General features: G+C 61.5%; 7 protein-coding genes. All 7 read right to left on the reverse strand.

Features of this window, described 5'->3' with window-relative positions; translation table 11 throughout:
- Nucleotides 1–2: 2 nt before the first annotated feature.
- The 7 genes from ACRAUW_RS14060 to ACRAUW_RS14090 all read right to left on the reverse strand — a co-directional run bounded on the left by ACRAUW_RS14060 (nucleotide 3) and on the right by ACRAUW_RS14090 (nucleotide 10,441).
- Nucleotides 3–572 carry a DUF1566 domain-containing protein gene (locus ACRAUW_RS14060; RefSeq protein WP_431362770.1) on the reverse strand — a complete coding sequence of 190 codons (570 nt, stop codon included), beginning with the start codon at nucleotides 570–572 and terminating at the stop codon, nucleotides 3–5.
- 13 nt (nucleotides 573–585) lie between these two features.
- On the reverse strand, nucleotides 586–2,025 hold the full coding sequence (locus tag ACRAUW_RS14065) for a DUF1566 domain-containing protein (RefSeq protein WP_431362771.1): 1,440 nt from the start codon (nucleotides 2,023–2,025) through the stop codon (nucleotides 586–588).
- Nucleotides 2,026–2,084: 59 nt separating this feature from the next.
- A complete protein-coding gene (locus ACRAUW_RS14070) occupies nucleotides 2,085–4,532 on the reverse strand; it encodes a proprotein convertase P-domain-containing protein (protein ID WP_431362772.1) in 2,448 nt (815 codons plus the stop codon).
- Complete coding sequence (locus ACRAUW_RS14075) at nucleotides 4,529–6,535, reverse strand: prolyl oligopeptidase family serine peptidase (protein ID WP_431362773.1); 2,007 nt, start codon at nucleotides 6,533–6,535, stop codon at nucleotides 4,529–4,531. Before ACRAUW_RS14075 ends, ACRAUW_RS14070 begins: the two co-directional genes overlap by 4 nt.
- Entirely contained in the window at nucleotides 6,535–8,673 is a 2,139-nt protein-coding gene (locus ACRAUW_RS14080; RefSeq protein WP_431362774.1) for a TonB-dependent hemoglobin/transferrin/lactoferrin family receptor, read from the reverse strand. Before ACRAUW_RS14080 ends, ACRAUW_RS14075 begins: the two co-directional genes overlap by 1 nt.
- A 156-nt stretch (nucleotides 8,674–8,829) precedes the next feature.
- Nucleotides 8,830–9,705, reverse strand: coding sequence for a flagellar motor protein MotB (locus ACRAUW_RS14085; RefSeq protein WP_431362775.1), 876 nt, complete (start codon nucleotides 9,703–9,705; stop codon nucleotides 8,830–8,832).
- Nucleotides 9,683–10,441 (reverse strand): flagellar motor protein, encoded by a 759-nt coding sequence (locus ACRAUW_RS14090; RefSeq protein ID WP_431362776.1) that lies wholly within the window; start codon nucleotides 10,439–10,441, stop codon nucleotides 9,683–9,685. Before ACRAUW_RS14090 ends, ACRAUW_RS14085 begins: the two co-directional genes overlap by 23 nt.
- Nucleotides 10,442–10,652 lie beyond the last annotated feature (211 nt).

Here is a 10,652-nt window from a genome sequence, read left to right on the forward strand (position 1 = left end):
GGTCAGGGTTTATTGGCGACCAGCAAGACCTGATCCGGGTAGGCGCCAATGGCGCGAAGACCGATATCTCCCGAGGTGATATCCAGATACGCCCGCTGACCATTGGCGGAGGTTACCGTGCTGCTCATCAGATAGACATAGCCCTCATTGACCTCTTTACCGCCCCCCGCCATGGCGCGCGGGAAAATGGCTTCATTGAGAGAGGGCTTGTAGCAGGCATGCTCGACCAGGGTCGCCAGCTCCTTGATGTCGGGTAGGCGCCACTGGCTGATACCGCCGAAGTGATAGAGAGCATGGCTGCTGTCGCTGCGGATCCGCTCCGCCACTTGCAGCCCCTGCTGCCAGTAGTAAACGGTCGGTTCCCCCGCACAACTGCTGCCACTCCATGTCTGCCCCAGTTTGCATCGCATCCAGGTGAGGCCGGTGTGTTGATCCGTGACGGTGCCGTTGCCATGGTCAAGAAACCGGGCAGAGGGGGCGGTGCGATCCATGGTGTCATCACAAATGGCAGCACCGTGGGCCAGGGGGGCCAGCAGCGCCAGCATGGCGAACGATAAGTGATAAAGGCTCATGATATTCCTCGGATTATTGGGGAGTGGCGACCAGTCGTACCTGCATCAGTTCGATATAGGTATCTTGCTGCACCAGCGCGGGATAGGTGGTGCCCGCATCGTCTCCCAGGAGCAGGACTGTGCGTTTGCTGATGGGGCCACCGGAGAAGCGCTGGGCGGTGTTGCTGGTAGCGCTCCAGTAGTAGCCATGGTAAGTGTCATCTTCCGAGGAGGCGATATCCGGGAAGTAACGGGTATCCACGATGATACGTTGACCCAGTGGGTCCCTGGCCAGGCTGCCGTAGTGCATCAGTGACATCAGCTCACCCATGGTGGGCAGCCGCCACTGGCTGATGCCGCAGCGCTGCTCGCCATTGAGCCACTGCTGATACGCGCGGGTGGTCAGCATGGTGGTCAGCGCCTGTGCCCGGGCGAGGGCCGCCAGATCTCCTTCGGCGGTGAGCTGTTCGATCCTCTTATGAATATGCTGGTAGGCTGCTTGCTGCTCGCCTGCGGTCGCCTTGAACTGCTCATCCTCATAGGCAAAGGGTCTGCTTTTCCAGTCAGGACTCAAGGGGTCATCCGATTTGACCTCCCACACCAGACCGGTATTGATATTCTTGACGCACTGCCAGCTCGGCGCGTTGTCGGGGAGCTCCTGACCGCGATCATCGAGTTTGCGATAGGCAAGCTGGGGACGAGTGCGATTCCAGCTGGCATCTTGTCCCGGATAGTCGTCGGGCTCCTGTTCCAGCAGCGGATCGTTGCCATCGCTGAAGGTGGTGACGCCGGTGACGGTCAGCAGGTTGCGTGGCTGCTGTTGCACCAGCAGGGTCAGCAGTTCGCTTTGGATATTTTCGGCAAACTGGCCGTTGCGCTGCCACTCCTGAGCCAATTGCGCCAGCATCAGGCTGATGGCGCGATAGCTGGTGGTGAGCAACTGAGTCTCCTTGGCGTTGGTAAGTCGTGCGCGGGCCTGTTGCTGCAAGCTGATCGCCACCTGCTGCAGCGCCTGATCAAACTGGCCGAGGCCCGCGAGGGCCACGCGGTCGCTGCCCGGTTGCAGCGGCGCGAGATCGGCCAACAGCTGCGCCAGTGCGCGATCGGCTGCCACCCCTTCGGCAATGCGGCTCTGCAACAGGGTGCTGAGCAGGGTTGGTTGCAGCCGTTGTGGCTCCCCTTTGGCGGCCGGATGTGCCAGCAGCAGTCCTCCGCTCCTCGGTACGAACAGCAGGGGCGAGTTGACGATGTTGGCCGAACGGCTGACCAGGGCCACAACTCCTTCGCCGCTGACGGCAGGGTCGGCAGGATCACATTGCCAGTTCTGATCCAGATCGGCGCACAGGGTACCGGCAGTCGGCAGGGCGACATCGACCCGGTAGTCCGGGATCGCCAGTGGTGCGTTATCTTCCCCGCCGCCACAGGCGCTGAGCAGGGCTGAGAGGGTTGCAATAACCAATACGGATGGTTTCACTTCACATTCCTTGATTCGGTCACAGGTTCACGGGGGCGGTAACCCCCGTGGTACAGGATTCAACGGCGCGGGGTGCTCCGGCGCCAGAGGCGGGGCCAGAGGGCCAGCAACAGCAGCAGGGGCGAAGTCGCGCCGCCACCCCCTTCATCCTGCTCAAGGGGAATGATGCCGGTGTTGGGCAGGGCTTCATCCTTGTCGCAGCGGGCGCCGACTTGCTGGGCTACCCGCCAGTTGCGCAACTGACCGGTGTCACCGGCGCTGGTGTCGTTGATCTCCAGCAGCCAGCGACCAGCGAGCGGCTCGCCGTGCAGCTTATCCAGCGATTCGAACGGTACCAGTTCACGGGGGAACTCCCCCTTGAGCCGTGTATGGCTGGCGTAGCCCTTGTTCCACAGGCTGATCCGGGTGCCGTAAGGGGAGGTGAGCCAGATCTCCAGCTGCTCCAGCTTGCTGTACTCCAGATCGAGGGCGACCACGAATCCGCTGTCGATGCGGGCCTTGCTCTCGGGCAGGGTGAGAGTGAAGCGGGACAGGCCGTGCCGTTCATCGCTCACCGCATCCTTTATCTGGCCACCCTGGCCGATGGCCCGCTGCCAGAGCGGTTCACCGATCGGCAGTTGCAAGTCAAGACGGGTCTGGCGCTCGGTGGGGCTGGGCAGGGTGAGCTGGAACTGCAGCGGCAAGGTGACTGCCTCGCCACAGGTCAGGTTGCTCGCCGCTTCCAGCGGCAGGGTCCAGCGGGCGGTGCCATCGGCGTTGAGCTCTCCCTGCCAGTGACCGTCACCAATGAGTCCCTTGGTCGGGAGCAGGCTGGCGTCAGCCACGGTCAGGGGACGGCCGCTCTGGTTGGTCAATTCGATGGCGAGGCTCTTTTTCTCCCCGGGAAGCAGGTAGCTGTCATCGGCAAGGCGGGCCGCGATGGGGGTGGGCAGCAGGGCGTGGTGGCGGAAGGCCTGCTCCAGCAGCTTGCCATAACTGCGATCCGGATAGAGGCGGTTGGCGGTATCCACGGTGACCCGCGCCAGCTGGGGCATCCGCACCTGCGGGCCGAGGCCGAAGTGGGATTCAATCAGCAGGGTATCGAACTCGTCACGGGCTACCTCGCCATACTGTTCAACGGCCTGGCGCAGCGCGCTGAAGAGCGGAGTGCCCCACAGCTGGTCGCCGTTGCTGCCGTTGATGGTGAGGTGAGCCGGATAGAGGAAGCCCGGATGATAGCGCGCCCGCAGATCATCGAGCTGACGGGGCGTCCGGCCGCTGATCCTGGCATCCCAGTTGAAGACCATGAAAGGCTCGAACTGGCGAGCCTCTGGACTGCGCTGGCGCCAGCTGGCGGCCAGATAGTCGCTAAAGCCCTCGCCGATGGCGCCCCAGTCACCCTCTTCTCCCATGTCGGGCAGGATATGGTGCTGCACCGCATGACCAAACTCGTGCCAGATCACCATGGGATCTTCCGCGTCGGGCACCCCTATCCGGCCAATCTCCAACCGGCGCAGGAAGGGGTCATAGAGAGAGTTGTCCTGCTCCCCGGCATCGGTATCGATGGCCAGGGGGCCGCCCATCAGCGTTGGATAGCCAAGGGATTCCACATGGCGCTGGGCCAGATCCAGATGGTAGTAGCCATTGATATCGAGGAAGGCGGGCTGCTGGTGATCCAGCTGGAAGCCATCGGCATCAGGGCTGCTAAAGGGGACAGTTTCCGGCGCCGTACCATCCACAACCCGGGCGCGAGGGCCACTCAGCTGGTAGGTGTCATCCACCTTTTGTACCGTGAGCGGCACGGTGCGATAGGCCCCGTTGTCCAGCACCAGATCGTGGCGCCACAGCAAATTGCCATCTTGCAACTGGGTGCGTGGGTCGAGGGCAAAGATGCGGGCCTGCACCGTGGCCGCTTCCCCTGCCAGCGGGACCGCTTCGGCACGGGTGCTGGCCTCTTGCAGCGTGCGCCCCAGCAGGGCGCTGCCATCGCAGGTGACAAACAGTTGCCAGTGGCTGCTCTTGCTGTTGCCCGGCTGGCTTTCCACCGCCAGCAGACGCCAGGCCGCAGTCAGTGTGTCGCCATCCTGCCAATACCAGGGCTGGGCTTCGTCACTGCCAGCGAATTGCCACACCGTACCATCCAGCGTGGCGGTATAGGCATCCACCCCGGCGCGGCTTGCCTCATCACATGGAGCCGCCTGTGCCTGCATCAGCCGGGTATTGTGATAAAGGCGCCACGGGCGACCCTGCTCATCGAGACTGACGGCGGCCATCAGGCCGGCGATCGGTGCGCCATTGAGCTGCTGGCGATAATGCAGATAGTGGCCCAGCTTGCCTTGGCGCTGATAGGCCGGGGCATCACTCAGGGTGACGCCGAGCTGCTGTTCGAGCCAGAGGCGGGTATCGGCCGGGGCGTCCTGTTCGACAAAACGCAGTTCGGCGGCCTGAGTGGCAAAGCCAGCCAGCCCCAGCAAGAGGGCGGGCAACAGGGGTTTCATAGTGGTACTCCCAATCAGAGGCAGGGTCATTGGTTGATCCCCGCCAGATGCAACAAGAAGGCAAATTCACGAGCCCGATCGCCACCACCGGCGCGGTGGCCTCCCTCCAGTTCGGTCAGCAGCAGGTAGGGGCCGGAGCCCGTGCTGTGCTCCCGCAGGCGGGCCAGCCACTTGACCGGCTCCCAGTAGGGCACCTGGCTGTCGTGCAGGGCGGTAGTGACCAGCAGGGGCGGGTAGGGGGCGCGGTGCAGGTTGTCGTAGGGGCTGATGCGGCGCATCGCCTGATACTCTGCGGGCTTGGCCGGGTTGCCCCACTCCTGGTACTCCTGACGGGTCAAGGGGAGGGCAGGATCGCTCATGGTGCCGAGCATATCGACGAAGGGAACCTGCAACACTGCGCCGCTAAAGAGTGTCGGTTGCCGGTTGAGGGCCGCAGCAACCAGCGTGCCCCCCGCGCTGCCCCCCATGGCAAACAGGGGCAGGGGAGCAGAGTCGGGCGACCAGTGGCGCAGGGCGTGACCGGCTGCGATAAAGTCGCTGATACCGTTCTGCTTGTGGATGCCCCGTCCGTCGCGGGTCCACTGCTCCCCCAGCATGCCGCCGCCGCGCACATGGGCGATGGCGTAGACAAAGCCCCGATCCAGCAGGCTTAACAGCTCTTTCTGGTAGTAGGGGCGCATCGGTGTGCCATAGGCGCCATAGCCGTAGAGCAGTACGGCGCGGGGGGCCAGATCCTTGCGCCACACCAGCGAGACAGGTACCCGAGTGCCATCGGCAGAGGTGATCCAGCGCCGCTCGCTCTGATAGGGCAATGCTTTATTACCTGCGGTGTGCTGGTCGTTGATCCACTGGCCGCTGTTTAAATCCAGCCAGCGCTGGCCGGGGGGCTGGCTCAAGCCCTGACTGCGCACCAGAATGCGGTCGCTGGCCGGGTCATGTTCTCCTTGCAGCCAGCCGGTACCGGCGCCACTGGCCAGCGGCAGGCGCTGGCGTTCATGGCCGTTGCGATCGAGCAGGGCGAGCCAATCCTCCCCCTGCTGGCGAAACTGCACCACCAGATGGCGATCAAACAGTCGCCACTTGTCGGGATCGCCGAGATCCTCCCCTTTGGCGGGCCACAGGCGCTGCCACTCACCGAGCGGCGTGCTGGCTGAGTAGAGGGCAAACGCCCCCTCCCGGTTGCTCTTGATCACCCAGCCGGATTGGCTGTCCAGATAGTATTCCACCCCGCGCTGGCGGGGTTTGACCTGCTGCGGCTTGCCCGAGTCGAGCAGGTACTGCTCCGAGCTATCGTGGTTGTTGCCCTGCAACACCAGATGTTGGCCATCCGTGGTGCGATAGAGGCTGAGCAGCCAGGCGGGATCCTGCTCCTCATAGAGAGTCTGCTCCTGGCCATCCTGCCAGCCGCGCAGCTGCCAGGGGCGTAGAGTGTAGCGCTCGTTGGCGATGCTGTAGAGGGTGCGACCATCTTGTGACCAGGCGAGATCAGCGCTGCGCTGTGCCAAACTGGCCAGCGCCTTGCCGCTTTTGAGATCGAGCAGGGTGACCTGATAGTCGAGATCGCCGCGCCTGTCTTCGGCGATGGCCAGTGTGCGGTTATCCGGGCTCAGGGCCCAGCCGCCCGCGTCGTAATAGCCCTCACCCGCTCTGGCGGGAAGCCGTTGCTGCACCTTGCCCCCGTGGCGTTGCCAGAGTGAGCCATCCGGGCGCAGTTGCCATGCCTGATCGCCGCGGACAAGCCAGTTGTCCGGTACGGGTTCACCCGCCGGATGACCGGCAAACTCGGCGCGCAAGGTTGCTTCCAGCGGCTGCTGTGTGGCGAGTTGCTGCTCGCTCCAGCGATTTTGCTGCTTGAGCAGGGCGAGAATGGCCGGGTTGCTGCGGCTCTCGTCCCGCAACCAGAAGTAGGGATCCTGGCGTACGGGATTGCCTGAAATCAGGTGCGATTGGGACGGGATCGGCGGTGGCAGGGCCTCTTGCGCCCACGCCAACGGGGCGGCCAACAGGGCCGCCATGATTGCATGATGTTTCATCACATCCCCACGAAACGGTAGCTGAGGCTGGCTGACAGGTAGCGGCCGCTCTGGCTGTAGAGGGAGGTGTCGCTGCCAGCCGGGAGTCCGGCCACATCCTGATAGCGGACATAGCGGGTATCGAGCAGGTTGCCGATGGTGGCATTGACCTTGAGCGTCTCGGTGATCTGCCAGTCGCCGGTGAGATCCAGACTGAACCAGCCTGCGCTGCTCTGGCAGGCACCGTTGTAGCCAGTCTGCCCATTTGCGCACTGGGGCACCTTGGTCATGGCCGCGGCATAGTTGCCACTGAGCTCAACCCCCCAGTCGAGCTGCTGCCAGCGCAGGGTGGTGTTGCCTTCCAGCGGTGTCTGCGTGCGCAGCGGCTCACCGCGGTGATCCTTGCCATCCATCCAGGCCAGATTGGTCGAAAGTTCCCACTCGTCGCTCAGCCAGAGGCTGGCAGCCAGTTCGGCGCCCCAGGTTTCTGCTTTGGCGACGTTGCGATATTGGCGCAGGAAGACACCGTCATCGAGGCGAAAACCGGTCTGGCGCCAGTCGATGAAGTTGTAGTAGCGGTTGTAGAAAACGGCCGGTTTGACGCTCCAGTTGTCGCTTTGGCCATTCACTCCCCACTCCAGGCTGTGGCTGGTCTCCTCCTTGAGGTTGGGGTTGGCGATGATCTCGAACGGCGGCATGGCAAAGTAGTGGGGAATGTTGCCGTAAACCTGATCGTAAGCGGGGGCGCGGAAGCCGTTGGCATAGCTGAGCCAGCTGCGCCATGTCTCGTTGAAGCGGTAACTGGCCGCCACACTGGGGGAGATGTGGTCGCTGTGGTTCTGTGCCAGATTGCTGTCCGGTGCGCGCAGGCGCTGGCGGTCAAAGCGCAGGGTCGGGGTAAACTGCCAGCTGCCCAGATCGATCACATCGCTCAGCCAGATGCCATCGCGGCGGGTCTCGGCCTTGCTGAAGGGGGCTTTCTGTCCCTGGGTAGTGATGCCATCTTCCAGGGTCAGATTGCTGACCGGTCGCTCGTGGTTGGCCTGCTCAACTTCCACACCGTAGCTGAAGGTGTGATCCAGCGAGCCGGTGCTCAGCTTGCTCTGCAGCTCCAGCTCACTGCCAAGGCGCAGCTCCTCGAACGTGGAGAGGGTGCGCTGGCTGCGATATCTGGGATAGCCGCTCAGGGCATCGTTGCGCAGCAACTGGCGCTGGTTGGCCTCGTTGCGGGACTGATTGCCAAACAGGCTCCAGTTGAGGGTATCGACCATGCCCAGATCGCTGGCTTCCCAGCTGAACTTGCCGCCCTGGGTGCGCTGATCGCCATCTTCCTGAAAACCGACCACGTCCCAGCTGCCATCGGGTTGGGGCACCGCTTTGGGCCCCATCTGGCGTTTGGCGTGATCCTCGTAGTAGTCCAGCTCCAGCCGCAGAGCGTGATGGGCATTGAGGGGGAGGCGGCTGCTGGTGGAGGCGCTCATGCCATCCAGATCCGCCGGAATGCGGTTCTCTTCAAAGTTGGCGGTTTCGTTGCCACGCCAGCCGGAGAGGCGTAACAGATGTTCGCTCTCCAGTGCCCGTACCGCGCCGGTCATGCTGAGCTTCTTCTTGTTGCTGTCGCCACCGTAGAGAGTCTTGGCCGCCAGATAGCTATCCTGCTGTTGCAGATAATCTTCCGGTTGCTTGGTATTCATCACAACTGTGCCGCCGATGGCATCGGAGCCATGCAGGGAAGAGCCAGCCCCCTTGGCCACCTCAATCTGTTTGATGTCGTCGAGATCGAAGTTGAAGCGACCCACCTTGTCATTGATGTTGTCGGCACCAAAGCCGTCGCTGACGCGCACACCATCCTTGATCAGCAGGATGCGGTTGCCACCGATGCCGCGCACGCTGATGTTCTGGGGGCGCCCGGCAGAGCCGGTGACCGAGACACCGGGGATCTTGCGAAACACATGGGTCAGCTCGCTGGCGACCTGACGGTCCAGCTCTTCCTGGGTGATGACGGTGATGGAGCCAGAGACATCGGAGAGTTTCTGTTGTACCCGTTGCCCGGTGACAATGATGGTGCCATCGCTACGAGCCTTCTCCACAGGGGGAAGATCGGCCGCAGCAGCGGAAGCACACAGGAGTGCCGGCCATGCCTGAAACAGTCTGTTCATAATGATAATGATTTTTATTTAAGTCTGGGCGGCATTATTGCAGAGGCCTGACCTGCTGGCAATAAATAGAAATCATTATCATTAAGGTCTTATGGTGTTGATATTATTGAGTTCTTTGTTTTTAGAAAGAGGCTCCCGCGCGAGGCGGGAGGGGGATCAGGGTTTGAGCAGTTGCAGCGACTCTTCTGCTGCCTTGCCTTGTGAGAGGGTGATATCGACCCGGCGATTCGCCTGGCGATGTGCGGGGGTGTCATTGGCAAAGCGGGGTTGGGTGTCGGCCACACCCTGGGCGATGACCCGTCTGGCATCCAGCTGGGGGTTGGCCAGCATGGCCTGCACGATGGAGGAGGCCCTCAGCACCGAAAGCTCCCAGTTGTTGCGATAGAGCTCCACAGGCGCCTGTGAATCATCGGTATGACCGGTGACCACCACCTGTCCCGGGATGTTGGCCAGAATGCCGGCGATCTTGTGGACCAGCGGAACGAACTGAGGCTGCAGGAACGCCGAATCTGAGGGGAAGAGCGCCTTCTCGCCGATGCGGATCACCAGTTGACTGCCGAGTTGTTCGACTTCCAGATCTTTGGATTCAATCTGTGCCTTGAGCTGTTGTTCGAGTTTCTTCTTGGTGACTTGAACCCACTCCTGCTCCTTGGTCTTGTGCGGCCAGGATTCGGTGGCACTCGGCTTCTCCGAGGCACCTATGGTCTCGTTGAACGGATCAGATGCCGCCATCGGAGCATCCTTTTCCAGCACAGTCTCTTTCTTCGGGCTACTCGGTGTGGTCTTCGATTCCGGTTCGAGAATCCCTGTGCCCCCCTGCATCAAGGGGGAGCCGGCAGGGGGAGAGATGAGGCCGATTTTACCCAGCGATTCGATAAAGCCCTGGATAAGCACCCGGGTTTCGGACTGTTTGGCCATGGCAAAGGAGTAGAGCACCACAAACAGAGCAAACAGCAGGGTCATGAAATCTGCATAGGAGACCAGCCAGCGTTCGTGGTTCTCCGGCGCTTCAGCCTTTTTCTTTTTGGCCACCGTGACCTCCCAGATAAGGTTCGAGGGTAACTTGCAATCGTGCCTGTGACTCGCCATCCACGATGCAGAGAATGCCGGTCAAGGTCATCTCCTTGTAGTGGCGGATCTGGTGGGCAAATCCTTTGTAACGGTTGCCGAACGGCAAAAAGATTAGGTTGGCGGCGGATACCCCGTAGATGGTGGCGATAAAAGCCACCGCAATGGCGCCACCCAGTTTGTCGGGGGCATCCAGCAGACCCATGGCATGGATGAGACCGAATACCGCCCCCACAATTCCCATGGTCGGGCAGTAGCCACCCATGGCTTCATAAAATTTGACGGTCTGTTCGAGATCTTCCTGCTCAAATTCGATCTCGTTCTCCAGCACCTCGTGGATCTTGGTTTTCTCGTAACCATCGACCATCATCTGCACCCCTTTCTTCAGGAAGGGATCCTTGATCTCGTCAACCATCCCTTCCAGCGCCAGCATACCGCTGCGGCGGGCATTAGCTGCCAGAGTTTCGAGCAGTTGGGCTTGTTCCTGCATGTCGAGTTTGAGGGGAGAGAGCAGCCATTTGAAGCGCTTCAAGGTGCTGCCGACGACGGAGAAAGGAAACTGGGTCAGCGCAGCACCTATGGTGCCGCCTATGACGATAAGGAATGCGGGCAGATCGAGCAGTGCACTGGGGTGACCCCCCTCGATCATGTTGCCGCCAAGGATGGCGATCAACGCCAGTATCAAGCCAATCAAGCTCATTTAATACACGTCCCAGCATGTTGATAGTGGCTAGTGTATCTACTTAAATATCAGTTTTTCAAAATGAAATCCAATCACTGAGTAATTAATGGGCGCTGGGTAAGCATTCGCAAAGGGAGGTATGTTGAAGGGGCCCAGCAGGTTTGAATACATGATTAGCCAGTTAAGGTTTTATTTTCTGCCTCTGCCTCTGCCTCTGCCTCTGCCTCTG

The sequence above is a fragment of the Aeromonas sp. genome (assembly GCF_050633025.1).
Taxonomy (GTDB): domain Bacteria; phylum Pseudomonadota; class Gammaproteobacteria; order Enterobacterales; family Aeromonadaceae; genus Aeromonas.

Excerpts from the sequence above, each read along its gene's own strand:
- ACRAUW_RS14080 (WP_431362774.1), bottom strand. The coding sequence starts at position 8,673 with ATGAACAGACTGTTTCAGGCATGGCCGGCACTCCTGTGTGCTTCCGCT.
- ACRAUW_RS14090 (WP_431362776.1), bottom strand. The coding sequence starts at position 10,441 with ATGAGCTTGATTGGCTTGATACTGGCGTTGATCGCCATCCTTGGCGGC.
- ACRAUW_RS14060 (WP_431362770.1), bottom strand. The coding sequence starts at position 572 with ATGAGCCTTTATCACTTATCGTTCGCCATGCTGGCGCTGCTGGCCCCC.
- ACRAUW_RS14075 (WP_431362773.1), bottom strand. The coding sequence starts at position 6,535 with ATGAAACATCATGCAATCATGGCGGCCCTGTTGGCCGCCCCGTTGGCG.
- ACRAUW_RS14070 (WP_431362772.1), bottom strand. The coding sequence starts at position 4,532 with ATGACCCTGCCTCTGATTGGGAGTACCACTATGAAACCCCTGTTGCCC.